A 15,910-nucleotide genomic window follows, 5' to 3' on the forward strand; every position below is an offset into this window, starting at 1 on the left:
CCGTCCGCGTGTAAGCGGCCCCTGACAAAGGCTCCTAGACCGGCGTGCCCTCGATGATCCGGTAGTTGGACGGCCGCAGCTGCCCCGTGATGCCGGTGAGCGCGAACCCGGCGGCCTCCAGCAACCGCCGGAACTCCTCCTCGGTGCGCTCCCGGCCTCCGGTGCAGACCAGCATGTTCATGTCGCCCATGACGATGCCGGTGTGCTCCGGAGTGATCACCTCTGGCACGACGGTCTCCAGCAGCAGCACCTTGGCGCCGGTACCAGCGCCGGCACCGGCGTCAGTGCCCGCGGCCGCGCGGCAGTTGCGCAGGATGGCCACGGACTGCTCGTCGTCCCAGTCGTGGATGACGCTCTTGAGCACGTAGGCGTCGGCGCCCGCCGGCACGCTCTCGAAGAAGTCGCCCGCGACGAGCTCGCACCGGTCCGCGACCCCGGCGGCCTCGAGCGTCACGTCCGCCTCCTTCAGCCCGACGGGCAGGTCGAAGAGCACGCCGCGCGCCGCGGGAACCGCCCGCAGGATCGCGGCGAGGAGGGTCCCGTCGCCGCCGCCCAGATCGGCGATCGTGCCGAAGCGGGTGAAGTCGCAGCCCTCGATGAACGCCGGCGCCACGTCGCGGGTGTGCTCGGACATGGCCTTGTTGAACGTCACCGACCGGTCGGGGTTCGCCTCGAAGAACTCGAACGAGGTCATCCCGGTGACGCGGTTCCAGGCGGGTTCGCCGGTCCGCAGGGTCTCCAGCAGGTCGCCCCAGGACTTCCAGACGTCGGGGCCGCCGAACAGCCCGAGCAGGCCGTGCACGGAGTCGGGCGCGTCGCTGCGCAGCCGGCGGCCCTCCTCGGTCAGGACGAACCGGTCGGGCCCCTCCTGGGTGAGCACCCCGAGACAGGCCAGCGCACGTAGAAGGCGGTGCATGGCCTGCGGGTGGGTGCCGGTCCGGGCAGCCAGCTCGTCGCTCGTGTGCGCGCCGCCCGCCAGTGCGTCGGCCAGCCGCAGTTCGGCCGCCGCGTACAGCATCTGGGCCGGCATGTAGCCGAACGCGTAGTCGAGCAGTGGTGATCTCGCCATGGTCGTCCCCTCTTCTCACAGGTCGTACGAGGGCGACGGTAGGCACCGCCGTGGCGGGCCGTATTGGACGAATGTGACCACGATCGTGATCTTGTCGGTTACCGAACCGACATATCGCCTTTATCCAACTAATTGAGACTGGGCGGCTGCTCCCTTACCCCAAGCCGAAAAGGAGATCCCGTGAAACGCACGGGGATCGTCATCGCCGCCCTCGGAACCGCCGTCCTGTCGTCCACGGCGGTGTTCGCGCCGGCGGCGTACGCGGCGCCGCCCGCGCCGCCCGGCAAGGCCGTCGCGGCCAAGCACCTCGCGTCGCTGCGCGTCGCCCGCGAGGGCTCGCTCACGGGCTACAGCCGCAGCAAGTTCCCGCACTGGAGCACGGTGAAGGGCGCCTGCAACACGCGGGAGACCGTCCTGCGGCGTGATGGCCGTAATGTGCGGGTCAACTCCAAGTGCTCCCCGGTCTCGGGAAGCTGGTACAGCCCGTACGACGGCGCCACCTGGCGCAAGGCGTCGGACGTCGACATCGACCACATGGTGCCGCTCGCCGAGGCGTGGCGTTCGGGCGCGCGGTCGTGGACCACCCGGCAGCGCACCGCGCTCGCCAACGACCGCGCCAGCTCGCAGCTGTGGGCGGTCACCGACAACGTGAACCAGGCCAAGGGCGACAAGGACCCGGCCAAGTGGCTGCCGCCGCGCGCCTCGTTCCGCTGCATGTACGCGCGTTCGTGGATCGACGTGAAGTGGCGCTACAAGCTCACGGTCGACACCGCCGAGAAGAAGGCCCTCGCGCGGCTGCTCCGCTCCTGCTGACTTCGCGGTCGCTGATTCCGCATTGAACCCACAGCCCCTCGGCTCGCCCGCCGGGGGGCTGTGCCGGGCCCTGCCCGGGGGACGTCAGCGGTCGAGCGCCAGCAGCCATTCGCGCGCCAGGCCGAGATGGCTCTCGGTGAGCCCGACCTCGGGATCGATCGCCACGAGCAGGTGCTCGCCGATGCCCGTCTCCGCCGCGATGCAGTCGGTGGCGTCCGGCTCGTCCTCGAACCACACGAACGGCCGTCCGTCCGTCCAGCGGGCGACGTGCCGGGCCTTCCAGGCCCCCAACGTGCCGCCCTCGTCCCGCCCGGGAAAACGCGGGATCGGGACGAAGGGCAACTCGGGCAAGCCCACGCGAGGCGCGATCCATTCGTTGGCGTGGGCGCACCAGTAGCTCGCCCACGCCAGTTCGGCGCCGGCCTCGTCCACCAGGTCGAGGAGCAGACGCCCGTGGCCCGCGTTCAGCCACAGCCGGTAAGTGATCCCTTCCGGTGAGCAACGATGGCGGCGATAGCCTCCACCGCCGGTCGCCCCGGGGCGCTTGAACGGGTTGAGCACACCGTCGACGTCGAGCAGAACCAGCGGCGACCCCATACCCCGGACCGTACGGCATCGGCGCGTTAGACGTCGACGATTCCGGGCACAAGTGGATCTTTGCCCGCGGCGGGGCCGCGCAGGACCGGCCGCCGCTTTCGGACCCCGGGGCTGACGCGGCCCCTCGACGTGAGGCAAGGTGAGGACCATGTGCCGACTGTTCGGGATGACCACCGGCGGACCGCGCGTCCGGGCGACGTTCTGGCTGCTGGACTCGCCGCAGAGCCTCCAGGCGCAGAGCCGCCGGATGCCTGACGGCACCGGTCTCGGCTGGTTCTCGCTGGGCGAGGAGCCGGTGCGGGACCGGGCGCCGATCGCCGCGTACGAGAACGCCGACTTCGCGTCCGAGGCGCGCAACGTCGTCTCGCACACGTTCGTCTCGCACATCCGGTACGCCTCGACCGGCGCCGTCAGCGTGCACAACTCCCACCCGTTCGACATGAACGACCGGCTGTTCGCGCACAACGGGGTGGTGCAGGGCCTGGACGTGCTCGGCTCCTGGCTGACCGACGTCGACCGGGCGCTGATGGAGGGCCAGACCGACTCGGAGCTGGTCTTCGCCTACATCACCGCCGAGATCCGGCGGCACGGCGACACCACGGCGGGCCTCATCGCCGCGGTCAGCCGCATCGCCGCCGAACTGCCGGTCTACGCGCTCAACATCCTGCTGGCCGAGCCGCGCCGCCTCTGGGCACTGCGCTATCCGCACCACAACGAGCTGTGGGTGCTGCATCCCGGGCTCGGTGGTTTCGGCGAGTTGCACCTCGCGTCCGGGCACGAGCCGGGCAGCCTGGACCTGGCGCGGGCGAACGGCGACCCGGGCGCGGCCGGTCCGACGACACCGGCGTACGTGATCGCCAGCGAGCCGATGAGCGACGATCCGGACTGGCGGCTGCTCGAACCGGGCGAGCTGCTGATCGTCGACGGGCTCAACGCCACCTCGCAGTTCCCCTTCGACGACCCGGCGCATCCGCTCCGCACCGAGGACCTGTCGGTGGCGGAGGCGACCTCACAGGTCTGACTGTCGGCGCCGGCTCGTAGAGTGGGCCGGGTCCGGACGATCGCCGTACGAGCCGCACGAGGAGCCGCCGAGCCCATGGCCCACGCATTCGAGGATTCCCCACTGACGCTGATGGCGGTCCACGCCCACCCGGACGACGAGGTCCTCGGCACCGGCGGCCTGCTCGCCCGCTGCGCGGAGGAGGGCATCCGCACCGTGCTGGTCACCTGCACCAACGGCGAGCAGGGCGACGACTCCGGCGGCCTCAAGCCCGAGGATCCCGGCCATGACGCCGCCGAGGTGGCCGAGCGGCGGCTCGCCGAGCTGCGCGAGTCGGTGCGCCTGCTGGGCATCAGCGACCTGGAGCTTCTCGGTTATCGCGACTCGGGCATGGACGGCTGGTCCACCAACCAGCACCCCGACGCCTTCACCAACGTTCCGGTGGAGCGGGCGGCCGCGCGGCTGGGCGAGCTCATGGAGCGCTACCGCCCCCAGGTGGTCGTCACCTACGACGACAACGGCGGCTATGGCCACCCCGACCACATTCAGGCCCACAACATCGCCGTCGCGGCGTCCGAGTCGACCGGCATCCCCCGCAAGCTCTACTTCACCGCCGTGCCGCGCTCCGGCGTCAAGCTGCTGCTCGACCAGCTCAAGGAGTCCGGCATCGACCCCGGCTTCGAGCCGGACGACGACTTCGGCACGCCCGACGAGCTCATCACGACCGTGATCGACGTGGCCCCGTACGTCGACCGCAAGCGCAAGGCGCTGGAGGCGCACGCCAGCCAGGGCGACAACATCTTCCTGCTGCGGCTCCCCGAAGACGTCCAGCAGCTGGTGTACGGGAGCGAGTCGTTCGTCCGCCACTTCAGCCACGTTCCCGTTCCGGACGGGCAGGAGGACGACCTCTTCAGCGGCCTGCGTCCCTGACGGCCCGGCGGGCCTGCGCGCGGTAGTGGTCGAGCACGTCCTGGCGCAGGAGGTAGCCGAATCCGGCCCGTTCGAGCCGCAGGGCCAGGGCGCCCTCGTCGGTCGCGAGCGCGGTCGCGGTTGCTTTGAGGTTCCAGTCGTGCGCGGCCAGCCGGGTGAGGAGATAGCCGCGCCGCACCTGGGCCTCCGAGAGGCGGAAGCTCTTCAGGTAAGCGACGCGCCCGTCCTCGTCGGTGATCGACTCGCGGATGTGGTTCTCGCCGCGCAGGCTGAACGGAGGCAGGGAGCGGGTCAGCTCGAAGCCGTGGAGGTGCTGCGCGACCTCGTGCGACTCGTTCTCCTGGACGAGACCGCCCGCCATCGTCCGGTCGTGGAAGGCCGCCCACTCGTCCCGGAGCCGCGTCGCCTGCGTCCGCAGATCCCGCAGGGACCGGACGGCCGAGTCGTCGACGCGCCCGGCCATGTCGGGGACGTGCAGCGTCAGCAGCCCGTACTGGTAGATCAGCTCGCCGAAGAGGTCCTCGACCAGCGTCGGGTGCAGCACCCGGTAGTCGTCGGGGTGCGGCACGACGAAGGCGCTCGCCAGCGAGTCGGCGACGTACACCAGCACGCCGCACTGGCCGGGATGGATCTCGAAGATCCGCAGCGCGTCCGCCAGGCCGCGCACCTGGGCCCCGGTGTAGGCCTCCTCGCAGCGCGGCGACAGGCCGCTCGCGATCGCCCGCCGCGACCATTCCGACCAGGCGATCTCGGGCCCGCCGAAGTGCAGCGCGAGGTACCCCTCGACCGCCAGGTGCAGCGGCAGGAACCGCAGCCGGTCCTTGGTCACGCGGCGGGCCACCCGGCGCCGGACCCGGATGGGCATGGACGGGGCGATCCCCCGGTCGTCCTTCGCCAGCTCGCCCTCTGCCGGCCCGTCCTTGCCCGGCTCACCCTTGCCCGGCTTGTCCTTCGCCAGCATGCGGGTGCCGTACGCGGCGGCCGGTTCCTCGCCGTCGTGCCACCGGGCGACGAAGGCGTGCGGGACGTACGAGATGTAGTAGGTGCCGTCGCCGACGTCGACCACGGAAGGTTCGTCGGCGTACACCCGGCGGTCGAGACGCAGGTGCGGGACCGGCTCGTCCCTGATCAGCGGCACGAGCCGGACCGAGCCCCAGGTCTGCGCGGGCGCGGTGCGGAGCCCGCTGCGTTCCATCCAGCTCATGGCGTCCGGCCCAGATCGTGTGGCGTGTCCAGATCGTGTGGCGTGCCGAGAAAGCGCGCCACCTGCTCGTCCAGGTGGGCGCGCAGTTCGGCGAGGCCGACCCTGCCCTCGGCGAAACGGGCCAGCTCGACCAGCGCGGGCAGGTCCTCGGCGTCGCGGATGCCCGCCGTGGGCACGGTCGGCGCGAGCCTGCGCACGTCGAAGTCGTCGGCGTCGTACACGGGATTGAGGTGCGTGACGGCGACGCGGCGGCCGGGATCGAGCCGCGTGCGCCAGACACGGAGCACCTCGGCCGCCAGGCCGGGCGGGGCGTTGTCCCAGCCGTCCGACACGATGACCAGGCGATCGGGGGCGGTGTCGAGGCCGTCCACGATGCGCTCGCCGAGCGGCGTCGGCCCGTACGGGTAGAGCAGGAGCGCGTCGGAGCGGCCCGACGTCCACAGCGGGACGTACTCCCCGGCTCCGGCCAGCGCCTCCAGCAGGAAATGGCCGGCGAGGGCGACGGCGAGCGGCCGCCGCTTCTTCTGGGCGGAGCCGGTGGTCGAGAAGCTGTCGTCCAGCACCGCCGCGACCTTGCCCCACGTCCCCGCGCGCCCGCCCGCCGCGCGCCGCGCCGACGCCCGCAGCGCGGTGGTCAGCTCGGCCCGGCGCGCCGCGCGCTCGTCCAGCGGCAGCGCCAGCACGTACGTGGCGAGCCGGGTCAGCGGCATCGCCGTCAGGTCGGCGGCGACGGCCTCGACCTTGCGCCGCCTCGCGTTCTCCTGGAGGCCGAGGCGTTCCCGCCGGGTCAGCCGCGGCTCGATGCGTTCGAGGAAGACCGCGCGCGGGATCCCGTGCTTGACGGCGAACCCCTCGGCGACCGTGTAGGGCAGGCCGTACAGGGCGCCGTGCTCGTAGTGCGCGCGCCGCCAGCTCTCGAAGATCGGCTTCTGGAACGCCCGGACCGTGTGCGGCTTGAAGAGGAAGGCGCCGGTCTCACCGTCGAGGTCGAGGTGCGCGTGGCGCGCGACGGCCTTGACCGCGCCGCGGTACTTGACGGCGTCGAACGCCGGGTCGGGGCGTGCGGCGAGCCAGTCGCGCATGATGGCGCGGGTGCGGCGGTTGTTGACGCGCGCGCGGCGCAGGGCGCCGAAGAGCCGGTAGACGCGCTGCGGCGGCAGCGACTCCAGGCGGCGCGCGATGATCCGGCCCTCCGCGCGGCGGCGGCCGGCGTCGGCCTCGGCCGCGTGCTCCAGCAGGTTGCGCACGATGAGGGCGGCGTTGTGGTCGTTGATGTCCAGCGCCAGGCTCGCGGCGTACAGGTCGCGGTAGTTGTGGAGCATGTAGGCGTGCAGGAAGCCGAGCGAAAGCCGCTGCTCGCCCTCGTGGTGGCGGAACTCCCGCTGCCCGGTGGACGTGATCGCCGCGTTGACGAACATCAGCACGTCCTCGCAGGCGATGAGGTCCGCGAGCGTCTCGGTCATGGCCTTCCGCGGTCGGCGTCCGCGGCCCGGTGGTCCGGGCCCGGTGGTGGTCGGGGGCCGGCCGGGGAATGGGGGCACGAGCTGCGAATGATCGCTGTACAGGCGGTTTCCGGAAGTCGCACCGGAGTCCCGCGGCCGGCACCTCGCACCGTAACACCGGAGATCACCGGCGTTCAGCGCATTTCCCGTCGCGGGGACGGCCCGTCACGGACGGTAGGTCCCGAAGTACCACTGGTTGCCCTCCAGGTCGCGGGCGGCGTACTCGCGCGAGCCGTACGGCTGGTCGGTGAGCCCCATCGTGATCTCGGCCCCCGCCGCCTTGGCCCGGTCGTGGTGCGCGTCCGGGTCGTCCACGGCGGCGTAGATCCCGGTGCCGCCGCCCGCGGGCGCCTGGGAGATCATGAAGATCCCCGTGTCGAACCTCATCTCGGCGTGGACGATCTTGCCCGCGTCGTCCTTGGAGATCTCATGCGGGACGAAGCCGAAGGCGCTCTCCAGCCATTCGATCGCCTTGGCGGGGTCGCTGTAGTTGACCAGCGGGTAGAACGTCTGCCTGCGTGTTTCGCTCATGGGGCCATCGTGGCCTGCCGGGCTCACGAAGTCTTGGACGAATGTGACCTGGCGGCGTCGCGCTCGTCCGCCAGCCGCCGGGTCTCCTCTGACACCGGCGCCCCCAGGATCGCCGCCACGACGTCGATCAGGTAGCTGGTGAAGAGCCGGTCGTCGGTGTGCGGCCCGGACCGGGCTCGCCGGGCCAGCTCGATGGACGCGTACAGGATCGCGGTGAACCGCCGGTGCAGCCGCGCGGCATCGGCCTCCAGCAGCGGCTCCACGAGGGCGCGCCAGCGGCACAGGCTGTCGGCGGGATCGTCGAGCACGGCCGCCGGGACGACGGTGCCGGGCCGGTTGATCACGTCGGCCCACAGTTGCAGGAAGTCGCGTCCCGCCTGGTCGGCGAGCCGCGCGGCGAGGGGCCGGACGAGCGCCGCCGCCAGGTCGCGCACCCCTTCGCCGGTGGCCTCGTAGGCGTCGAGCAGGGCGTGGCGGCGGGCGTCCACGTCGGGCACGTGCCGGGCGAAGATCGCCTTGATGATCCCGGCGCGGTCGGCGAAGTGGTACTGCACGGCGGTGGCGTTGCGGGCCCCCGCCGCCTGGTTGATCTCGCGCAGGCTCACCGCGTCGAGGCCGCGCTCGGCGTAGAGGCGGAGCGCGGCGTCGAGCAGGCGCCCTTTGGTTTCCTTCTTGCCGGGGGGCGTGGGGGGTCGTCCCCCCACAGGCGGCTCTGTGGTGGTCACTCGTTTCCCAGGGCTTGTTCGAGTGCCTCGGCGTAGCGTTCGCGGGCCTCCTCGCGCCGGGTCGGCAGGTGGGCGCTCGGCCAGAGCCCCTTGACCGGCTCGTAGTCGCGCAGCACCTGGCGCGCCACGGTGATCTTGTGGACCTCGGTCGGGCCGTCGGCGATGGCCAGCGCCTCCGCGCCGAGCAGCATCTTGGCGAACGGCATCTCGTTGGAGACGCCGAGGGCGCCGTGCAGGTGCATCGCGCGCTGGACGACGTCGTGGAGGACCTTGGGCATCGCGGCCTTGACGGCGGCGATGTCCTTGCGGACCTTCTTGTAGTCCTGGTGCTTGTCGATGAGCCAGGCGGTGCGCAGCACCAGCAACCGGAACTGCTCCATCTCGACCCAGCTGTCGGCGATCTTCTCCCGCGTCATCTGGAGCTTGGCCAGCGGGCCCCACCGCGTCTCGCGCGACACCGCGCGTTCGCACATCATGTCGAAGGCCTTGCGCACCTGCGCGATCGTACGCATCGCGTGGTGGATCCGGCCGCCGCCGAGCCGGGTCTGGGCGATGACGAACGCGCCGCCCGCCGTGCCGAGCAGGTTGCCGGCGGGTACGCGGACGTCCGAATAGCGCAGGTAGCCGTGCGAGCCCTCGCGTTCTCCGGCCACGCCTACGTTGCGGACGATCTCCAGGCCGGGCGTCCCGGCGGGCACGATGAACATTGACATGCCCTCGTACGCGCTCACCTCGGTGTCGGTCACCGCCATCACGATGATGAAGCTCGCGTGGCGCGCGTTGGAGGAGAACCACTTCTCGCCGTTGACGACCCAGTCGTCGCCGTCGCGCACGGCTCGCGTGGTGAACAGCGTCGGATCGGCGCCGCCGTGCGGCTCGGTCATCGAGTACGACGAGGAGATGTCGCCGTCGAGCAGCGGGCGCAGGTAGCGCTCCTTCTGCTCGGGAGTGCCGAACTGGGCGAGGATCTCGGCGTTGCCAGAGTCGGGCGCCTGGCAGCCGAACACCGACGGCGCCCAGCGGGACCGGCCGAGGATCTCGTTCAGCAGAGCCAGCTTGACCTGGCCGAACCCCTCGCCGCCGAGCTCGGGGCCGAGGTGGCAGGCCCAGAGCCCGCGCTCCTTCACCTGCCGCTGGAGCGGTTTGACGAGCTCGGTGTAACGCGGGTCGGTCTTGTCGTACGGGTCGCCGAGCACGAGATCCAGGGGCTCGACCTCGTCGCGGACGAACGCGTCGGCCCAGTCGAGCAGCTCCTGGTAGTCGGGGTCGGTCTCGAAGTCCCATGCCATCGCTGCCTCCCGGCGGCCGGTCTGGTCGATGGGTCGATAATCCGTCCTCCTGACTTCCTAATGCAAGTGCATGAACTGTCGGCCGCCGCCGCCCGCGCCCGAGCACGTCCCGGGCCTGCTGTTACTCTCCGGTAGAACCACGTTCGTCGAGGGAGAGCACCGTGGAGCAGATCGACCCCGCGCTCGTGGACGTCGACGTCCTCGGCCGCTGGATGGACGGGGAGGGCCTGCCCGCGGGCCCCTTCGAGGACCTCACCCTGCTCAGCGGTGGCACCCAGAACGTCCTGCTCCGCTTCCGGCGCGGCGGCGAGGACTACGTCCTGCGGCGCGGCCCCCGGCACCTGCGGGCCCGCACGAACGACGTCCTCCGCCGCGAGGCCCGTGTCCTCGCCGCCCTGGACGGCACCGGCGTCCCGGCCCCGCGGGTCCTCGCCGCCTGCCCGGACGACTCGGTGATGCACGGCGCGGTCTTCTACCTCATGACGCCCGTCGAGGGCTTCAACGCCTCGGTGTCACTCCCCGAGCCGCACGCGTCCGATCCGGGGATCCAGCGCGAGATGGGCCTGAACGCCGCCCGCGCCCTCTCCTCCCTCGGCGCCGTCGACCACACCGCCGTCGGGCTCACCCACTTCGGCAAGCCCGAGGGTTTCTTGGAACGCCAGGTCGGCCGGTGGATGTCGGAGCTGGAGTCCTACAACGGCCTGGACGGTTACCCCGGCGCCGACATCCCCGGACTGGACAAGGTCGCGAGCTGGCTGGACGCCAACCGCCCCGCGACGTGGCGTCCCGGCATCATGCACGGCGACTACCACCTGGCCAACCTCATGTACTCCTTCGACGGCCCGCGGGTCGCGGCGATCGTGGACTGGGAGATGTGCACGATCGGCGACCCGCTCCTCGACCTCGGCTGGCTGCTGGCCACCTGGCCGGAGGCCGGCGACGACAGCGCCTCGCTCGCCGGTCCGCTGGGCGCCGGCGGCGCACTGCCCGCGACCGGCGACCTGGTCGCCGCCTACGCCGAACGCTCCGCCGCCACCGCGGGCCGCGACCTGTCGGCCATCACCTGGTACGCCGTGCTGGCCTGCTTCAAGCTGGGCATCGTCCTTGAGGGCACGCACGCCCGCGCCTTCGCCGGCAAGGCGTCCAAGGAGACCGGCGACCTGCTCCACACGATCACCCTGAACCTCTTCCGCAGGGCCCGGGCGTTCATCGCGAGCTGATCGCTACCGCTGCCGGTCCCTGGTGAGGCGCCAGTATCCGTACGGGTTGAAGAAGATGTCGTCGTCCTCGTAACGGTCGCAAGGATGCCGCCTGAGGATCCACCGGGGAGCGTCCTCGTCCAGGCGGAATCCCTCGCCGTCCGAGAGGTGCTGCCCGCGTTCCTCGGTGAGCATGTACAACGCGAGGGCGTCGATCAGCTCCGCGGCCTCGTCGGGCTCGGCGTCCGCGACCTCGATGTCGGGCCGGCTGAGGAGATGCATGCCGCAGCTGAAGTGGAGCGAGCCGTCGAAGATCGGCCTCTTCACCCAGGCGTAGTAGAGGGTGACTGAATTGTCGTCTGCCGAGGCCAGGTCGTCCGCCATCTCGAGCCATCGGTCCCGCCCGTGGGTGAGGCCGTTGCTCTCGTTCTTGACGGCGGTGGCGCCGGCCCGCAGCAGCTTCGCGGTCAGCGCGAGCAGGAGCTCCGAGACGAGCGGGCCCATGCCGGGCAGGATCGGGCGGGACAGGATGTAGGCGACCGTGTCGTGCGACTCGACGGCCTCCCAGTCGGCGTCGGTGAAGGACGCCTCGGCGGCGGAGGCGCGGAACGCCTCGGGCATGCGCGGGTCGGGCTCGTCATCGGAGTATTCGTGGTCGAACTCGAAACCGGCCCCCTCGGCGATGCTCTCGACGGCGTCGAGGTCGAGGCCGGTGCCGAGGACGCAGATGACGTGGCGGGGGGTCACCAGTTGTTGATCTTCGATCATCCGCCGCACCCTACACGGTGATGTCTCGGCCGGTCAGGCCGATGCCGGATCCATCCTCGCCGATCGGACCGGACGAAAGTAATCCTCGACCCCTTGTAGTACTACGCATCGTCGTACTACGTTCCGTCGTATACATCGGCTCACCCCGGGGGTGACGGAGATGTCAGCGACCGGCAGCGCCGCGACGGCGCTCGACCAACGGCTCGGCGGTGCCGCGTTCGCCCGGCGCGCGATCCGCAAGGCATTCCCCGACCACTGGTCCTTCATGCTCGGCGAGATCGCACTCTACTCGTTCGTCGTGCTCCTGCTCTCGGGCGTGTTCCTCACGTTCTTCTTCAAGCCGAGCATGGCCGAGGTGGTCTACGACGGCTCGTACGCGCCGCTGCGCGGGACGGAGATGAGCGAGGCGTACGCGTCGACGCTGCGCCTCAGCCTCGACGTGCGCGGCGGGCTGCTGATGCGGCAGGTCCACCACTGGTCGGCGGTCATCTTCGTGGCGGCGATCCTCGCCCATCTGATGCGGGTCTTCTTCACGGGGGCGTTCCGCAAGCCGCGCGAGCTCAACTGGCTGCTGGGGTTCACGCTGTTCACGCTGGCGATGGCCAATGGGTTCACCGGCTACTCGTTGCCCGACGACCTGCTGTCGGGCACCGGGATCCGCCTGATCATCGGGGCGGTCCAGGCCATCCCGCTCGCCGGCACGTACATCAGCTTCTTCCTGCTGGGCGGCGAGTTCCCGGGGACGGATCTCATCCCGCGGTTCTACGTCCTGCACGTGCTGCTCGTGCCGGGGCTGATGCTGGCACTGGTGCCGGTGCACGCGATCATCCTGCCCTGGGTGCAGAAGCACACCGACTTCCGGCGCGGGCGCAGCACCGAGAAGGCTGTGGAGGGCAAGCCCTTCTTCCCGGTCTTCATGGCCAAGACCGGCGCGTTCTTCCTGTTCATCGCCGGTGTGACCGTGCTGCTGGCCGCGTTCTTCCAGATCAACCCGATCTGGCAGTACGGGGCGTACTCCCCCACCGCCATCAGCGCCGGAACGCAACCCGACTGGTACCTGGCCTTCGGCGACGGGGCGCTGCGGCTCATGCCGGGCTGGGACGTCACGTTCGCCGGGCACACCCTCGCCCTCGGCGTGCTGGTGCCGCTGCTGGTGATCACCGTCTTCTTCACGGGGCTCGCGCTGTACCCGTTCCTGGAGGCGCGCCTCACCGGCGACCGCGGCGTGCACCACGTGCTCGACCGGCCGCGCGACGCCGCGAATCGGACAGGCGCCGGTGTCGCGGGCATCGTGTTCTACGGGATCTTGTGGGCCGCCGCGGGCAATGACGTCCTCGCGGAGACCTTCCATCTGTCGTTGTTCGCGACGACGTGGTTCTTCCGCGTCGCGCTGCCGGCCGGGCCGGTGATCGCGTTCGAGGTGACCAGGCGGATCTGTCTCGGCCTGCAACGGCGCGACATGCTGCTCCTGAAGCACGGCATCGAGACGGGCATCATCGTCCGCGAGCTGTCCGGGCGCTATGCCGAACGCACCCGCCCGTTGCCGGAGGAGAGCCGGGCCGCCCTCGAACGGGATTCCGGTCAGGCCGCGATACGGGCCCCGGGCTCGACGTGATCGGTCCGCACCTTCTGGAGGTTGCGGCGCGGCTCGATGCCGAGAGTGGCCAGGCGGTAGCGGAGATCCTCCATCAGCTCGCGGGTCTCGGGCTTGAACGCGCGGGCGCGCAGCCTCGCCGGAATGGCGAGGACACCGAGCCGGTTGAGCTTCAGCCCCAGCGTCACGAGGGGCTGGACGCCGGGGATCTCGGGCAGCGTGCCGTACAGCTCCCGCGCCCATTTGGGCAGCGAGTAGTAGGCGAGGGCACCGATCGGGAACCACAGGAACTTCAGCGGCGCGAGGAAGCGGAGCTCGCGCGGCATCTTCGGCCACAGCAGGAAACGCATCGTGGCCCGGGACTCGGGGATGACGCGCAGCTCCGCGCGGAACTCCTCGAAGAACGCGGCCATGGCGGCGGCGTCGCCGGGCACGTCCTCGGCGTGCAGGCCGACGTAGGTGGCGGTGTGCCGCTGCTCCTCGTAGTAGGCGTCGATCTCGGCCGGGGTGAGCTTAAGCCCGCGGCGGGTGATGACCTCCAGGTACGAGGCGACCTCGGCGCAGTGCACCCAGCGGAGGAGCTCGGGTTCGTCGACCCGGTGCGTCCGGCCGGTGTCCGGGTCCTTGACGCGGAGCCACTTGTGGACGGCGCGCACCCGGGCGCCGAGCTCGTCGGCCTGCGCGGGCGTGCCGACGGTCGTGACGGCGACGAAGTTGGCGGTGTTGAAGAGCCGGTCGAGCGGTCTTTCAAGGAAGTCGGAGTTCTGCCAGACACCGCGCATCGTCGTGGGGTGCAGCGCCTGCAGCATGAGCGCCCGCACCCCCGCGACCACCATGAGGGGATCCAGGACGACCCGCCAGGACACGGTCTCGGGCCCGTGCACGATCAGCTCTCGCGTGCTCACCATAGTAAGCACATGGTTACCCCATCTGATCGGAAAGGAAAAGTGCCCTGCTCAGGGCAACGTGATGTCGCATTTCTGCTAGCCCCGGCCTGGTCCCGGCACGCAGACTGAAGGCATGAGTTCTCCTGACCAGCGTCCCTTCCGCTTCGGTGTGGTGGGCGAGTCGATCCGGACGGTGGACGAGCTGACCACGACGGCCCGCCGAGCCGAGGAATTCGGATACGCCACCCTGACCCTGCGGGACCACTTCGTCGCCGAGCCCTTCGGTGACCAGCTGGCGCCCCTCGTCGCGCTGGCCGCGGCCGCCGGGGCCACCCGCACGCTCGGCCTCGGCACCCTGGTCCTCTCCAACGACTTCCGCCATCCGGTCATGCTGGCCAAGGAGGCCGCGACGCTGGACCACGTGTCCGGCGGGCGGTTCGAACTCGGGGTCGGCGCGGGCTGGCTCCGGGACGAGTACGAGCGGGCGGGGATGCCGTTCGACGGCGCCGCGGTACGGGTGGACCGGCTGGAGGAGTCCCTCACGATCCTCCGAAGCCTCCTCGGCGGGGAGAAGACCTCGTTCACGGGTGAGCACTATCACGTGCGCGACCTCACGGTCTTCCCGGCGCCCGCACGTCCCACGCCCCTCCTCGTCGGCGCGGGCAGCAGGCGGATGCTCGGCATCGCGGGGCGGTACGCCGACACCGTCGGCATCCTGCCGCGCGCCCTCCCGAACGGGACGATCTCCGACGAGATGACCGAGCGCATGCCGGACACGATCGCCCGGAAGGTCGAGTGGGTGCGGGAGGCCGCGGCCGGCCGGGACGTCGAGCTCAGCATGCTCGTGTCGCCCGTCTTCGGCTCCGATCCGCGCGCGACCGCGGCGCGCCAGGCTTTGCTGCGCGGCTGGGGAACCTCGGCGACCGACCTGGTGCTCGGCATGCCGTCCCAGTTCGTCGGCCCCGCCGAGCACATGGCCGAGCAGATGGTGGCGCGGCGGGAGCGTTTCGGCTTCTCCTACTACCTGGTGAACGACGCGGCGATGGAGGAGTTCGCCCCCGTCGTCGACCTGCTCGCCGGCCGCTGACCGTCGCCGCGCATCGGACGCCGCGCGTCACGCGTCGGGCGTCACGCGTCGGGCGCGGGGAGGCGGGCGGCGTGAGGCAACGTCGTACTGCGGGCGGCGTCAGGCATCGTCGGGTGTGCCGGCCAGTGATCGTTCCGCCGCGACTTCGGTCTCGTCCATGCCCATGTGGCCGTCGCCGAGGTCCGTCCGGGCCTGCTCATCGATCCAGCGGTTGTGCGTCTCCCAGGCGGTCTGCTTGCTGGTGCCGACGGCCACGCCGATCTGCGACCACGAGGCACCGGCCCTGCGGGCGGAACGCACCGCGAGCTGGCGGCCGTAGCGGGCCTTGCGGGCGATGACCTCGCCGAGCGCGAGCAGTTCGAGCGCCTCGGCCCGGGTGAGCGCGGTCACCTCCGCGTCGCCGTCGGCGAAGGAGTCGCGGGCTCGAAGCTCGTCGTAGCGGGACACGGCGGCCCGGAGGGTCAGGGTCTTGTCGAGCTCGTCTGGAGTAGCCATGACCCCAGCCTCTCGTCAGGTCAGCCTGACGTCAAGATGGCCTGACGAAAATGGGCCTGCCGAACTCCGCGCACGGATGTCAGCATGGGAGGAGTCCCGGCGGGGACAGGGCAGACAGTAACGCCCTTACCTGGAAAGACGAGCCAGGAACCGCGCCGTCGCCCTGCCCCACCGGGCCGCCTCCAGCGCGACCTCCGCGCTCGCGCCCTTGACCTCGACG

The 15,910-nt window shown here is 71.0% G+C and carries 16 protein-coding genes; 6 read left to right on the plus strand and 10 right to left on the minus strand.

The features are described 5' to 3' along the window. Window positions 1-34: 34 nt before the first annotated feature. Window positions 35-1,069 carry a methyltransferase gene (locus tag ACGFNU_RS43270; protein ID WP_392602479.1) on the minus strand — a complete coding sequence of 345 codons (1,035 nt, stop codon included), beginning with the start codon at window positions 1,067-1,069 and terminating at the stop codon, window positions 35-37. A gap of 180 nt (window positions 1,070-1,249) precedes the next feature. Here ACGFNU_RS43270 and ACGFNU_RS43275 point away from each other — a divergent pair, with 180 nt between their 5' ends. Further along, entirely contained in the window at window positions 1,250-1,882 is a 633-nt protein-coding gene (locus tag ACGFNU_RS43275) for an HNH endonuclease family protein (RefSeq protein WP_392602480.1), read from the plus strand. 84 nt (window positions 1,883-1,966) lie between these two features. Here the strand turns inward: ACGFNU_RS43275 and ACGFNU_RS43280 are convergent, their stop codons facing one another. Then, window positions 1,967-2,479 carry an HAD domain-containing protein gene (locus tag ACGFNU_RS43280; RefSeq protein WP_392602482.1) on the minus strand — a complete coding sequence of 171 codons (513 nt, stop codon included), beginning with the start codon at window positions 2,477-2,479 and terminating at the stop codon, window positions 1,967-1,969. 148 nt (window positions 2,480-2,627) lie between these two features. Between ACGFNU_RS43280 and ACGFNU_RS43285 the strand changes: the two genes are divergently transcribed. Then, window positions 2,628-3,500 carry a class II glutamine amidotransferase gene (locus ACGFNU_RS43285; protein ID WP_392602483.1) on the plus strand — a complete coding sequence of 291 codons (873 nt, stop codon included), beginning with the start codon at window positions 2,628-2,630 and terminating at the stop codon, window positions 3,498-3,500. Window positions 3,501-3,575: 75 nt separating this feature from the next. Then, on the plus strand, window positions 3,576-4,409 hold the full coding sequence (locus ACGFNU_RS43290) for a PIG-L family deacetylase (protein WP_392602484.1): 834 nt from the start codon (window positions 3,576-3,578) through the stop codon (window positions 4,407-4,409). Here ACGFNU_RS43290 and ACGFNU_RS43295 read toward each other — a convergent pair. The 5 genes from ACGFNU_RS43295 to ACGFNU_RS43315 all read right to left on the minus strand — a co-directional run bounded on the left by ACGFNU_RS43295 (window position 4,390) and on the right by ACGFNU_RS43315 (window position 9,660). Then, entirely contained in the window at window positions 4,390-5,604 is a 1,215-nt protein-coding gene (locus tag ACGFNU_RS43295; RefSeq protein WP_392602485.1) for a hypothetical protein, read from the minus strand. The two genes, ACGFNU_RS43290 and ACGFNU_RS43295, sit on opposite strands and share 20 nt — an antisense overlap. A gap of 5 nt (window positions 5,605-5,609) precedes the next feature. Then, window positions 5,610-7,076: a hypothetical protein gene (locus ACGFNU_RS43300; RefSeq protein ID WP_392602487.1), complete on the minus strand. Its 1,467-nt coding sequence runs from the start codon at window positions 7,074-7,076 to the stop codon at window positions 5,610-5,612. 204 nt (window positions 7,077-7,280) lie between these two features. Next, entirely contained in the window at window positions 7,281-7,646 is a 366-nt protein-coding gene (locus ACGFNU_RS43305) for a VOC family protein (protein WP_392602488.1), read from the minus strand. Window positions 7,647-7,669: 23 nt separating this feature from the next. Then, window positions 7,670-8,350, minus strand: a complete 681-nt coding sequence (locus tag ACGFNU_RS43310; RefSeq protein ID WP_392602489.1) for a TetR/AcrR family transcriptional regulator — start codon at window positions 8,348-8,350, stop codon at window positions 7,670-7,672. Between the two features lie 17 nt (window positions 8,351-8,367). After that, window positions 8,368-9,660: an acyl-CoA dehydrogenase family protein gene (locus tag ACGFNU_RS43315; RefSeq protein WP_392602490.1), complete on the minus strand. Its 1,293-nt coding sequence runs from the start codon at window positions 9,658-9,660 to the stop codon at window positions 8,368-8,370. A 161-nt stretch (window positions 9,661-9,821) separates the two neighbouring features. On the opposite strand from ACGFNU_RS43315, the gene ACGFNU_RS43320 reads away from it, so the two are divergent. After that, window positions 9,822-10,880 carry a phosphotransferase family protein gene (locus ACGFNU_RS43320; RefSeq protein ID WP_392602491.1) on the plus strand — a complete coding sequence of 353 codons (1,059 nt, stop codon included), beginning with the start codon at window positions 9,822-9,824 and terminating at the stop codon, window positions 10,878-10,880. A 3-nt stretch (window positions 10,881-10,883) separates the two neighbouring features. On the opposite strand, the gene ACGFNU_RS43325 is transcribed toward ACGFNU_RS43320, so the two are convergent. Further along, entirely contained in the window at window positions 10,884-11,627 is a 744-nt protein-coding gene (locus ACGFNU_RS43325) for a hypothetical protein (RefSeq protein WP_392602492.1), read from the minus strand. Between the two features lie 160 nt (window positions 11,628-11,787). Between ACGFNU_RS43325 and ACGFNU_RS43330 the strand changes: the two genes are divergently transcribed. Continuing rightward, complete coding sequence (locus tag ACGFNU_RS43330; protein ID WP_392602493.1) at window positions 11,788-13,242, plus strand: cytochrome bc complex cytochrome b subunit; 1,455 nt, start codon at window positions 11,788-11,790, stop codon at window positions 13,240-13,242. Here ACGFNU_RS43330 and ACGFNU_RS43335 read toward each other — a convergent pair. Then, window positions 13,209-14,129: an oxygenase MpaB family protein gene (locus ACGFNU_RS43335; protein ID WP_392602494.1), complete on the minus strand. Its 921-nt coding sequence runs from the start codon at window positions 14,127-14,129 to the stop codon at window positions 13,209-13,211. The two genes, ACGFNU_RS43330 and ACGFNU_RS43335, sit on opposite strands and share 34 nt — an antisense overlap. Window positions 14,130-14,241: 112 nt before the next feature. Between ACGFNU_RS43335 and ACGFNU_RS43340 the strand changes: the two genes are divergently transcribed. Then, window positions 14,242-15,195 (plus strand): TIGR03621 family F420-dependent LLM class oxidoreductase, encoded by a 954-nt coding sequence (locus ACGFNU_RS43340; RefSeq protein WP_392602495.1) that lies wholly within the window; start codon window positions 14,242-14,244, stop codon window positions 15,193-15,195. A gap of 99 nt (window positions 15,196-15,294) precedes the next feature. Here ACGFNU_RS43340 and ACGFNU_RS43345 read toward each other — a convergent pair whose 3' ends face one another. Next, window positions 15,295-15,690, minus strand: coding sequence for a hypothetical protein (locus ACGFNU_RS43345; protein WP_392602496.1), 396 nt, complete (start codon window positions 15,688-15,690; stop codon window positions 15,295-15,297). Between the last annotated feature and the right edge of the window lie 220 nt (window positions 15,691-15,910).

This window comes from Spirillospora sp. NPDC048911 (assembly GCF_043198015.1).
Lineage (GTDB): Bacteria > Actinomycetota > Actinomycetes > Streptosporangiales > Streptosporangiaceae > Spirillospora.

Bases quoted from the DNA above. Each gene is read 5' to 3' on its own strand.
- ACGFNU_RS43270 (WP_392602479.1), bottom strand. From the start codon at position 1,069: ATGGCGAGATCACCACTGCTCGACTACGCGTTCGGCTACATGCCGGCC.
- ACGFNU_RS43280 (WP_392602482.1), bottom strand. From the start codon at position 2,479: ATGGGGTCGCCGCTGGTTCTGCTCGACGTCGACGGTGTGCTCAACCCG.
- ACGFNU_RS43285 (WP_392602483.1), top strand. From the start codon at position 2,628: ATGTGCCGACTGTTCGGGATGACCACCGGCGGACCGCGCGTCCGGGCG.
- ACGFNU_RS43290 (WP_392602484.1), top strand. From the start codon at position 3,576: ATGGCCCACGCATTCGAGGATTCCCCACTGACGCTGATGGCGGTCCAC.
- ACGFNU_RS43295 (WP_392602485.1), bottom strand. From the start codon at position 5,604: ATGGAACGCAGCGGGCTCCGCACCGCGCCCGCGCAGACCTGGGGCTCG.
- ACGFNU_RS43300 (WP_392602487.1), bottom strand. From the start codon at position 7,076: ATGACCGAGACGCTCGCGGACCTCATCGCCTGCGAGGACGTGCTGATG.
- ACGFNU_RS43305 (WP_392602488.1), bottom strand. From the start codon at position 7,646: ATGAGCGAAACACGCAGGCAGACGTTCTACCCGCTGGTCAACTACAGC.
- ACGFNU_RS43315 (WP_392602490.1), bottom strand. From the start codon at position 9,660: ATGGCATGGGACTTCGAGACCGACCCCGACTACCAGGAGCTGCTCGAC.
- ACGFNU_RS43325 (WP_392602492.1), bottom strand. From the start codon at position 11,627: ATGATCGAAGATCAACAACTGGTGACCCCCCGCCACGTCATCTGCGTC.
- ACGFNU_RS43330 (WP_392602493.1), top strand. From the start codon at position 11,788: ATGTCAGCGACCGGCAGCGCCGCGACGGCGCTCGACCAACGGCTCGGC.
- ACGFNU_RS43335 (WP_392602494.1), bottom strand. From the start codon at position 14,129: ATGGTGAGCACGCGAGAGCTGATCGTGCACGGGCCCGAGACCGTGTCC.
- ACGFNU_RS43340 (WP_392602495.1), top strand. From the start codon at position 14,242: ATGAGTTCTCCTGACCAGCGTCCCTTCCGCTTCGGTGTGGTGGGCGAG.
- ACGFNU_RS43345 (WP_392602496.1), bottom strand. From the start codon at position 15,690: ATGGCTACTCCAGACGAGCTCGACAAGACCCTGACCCTCCGGGCCGCC.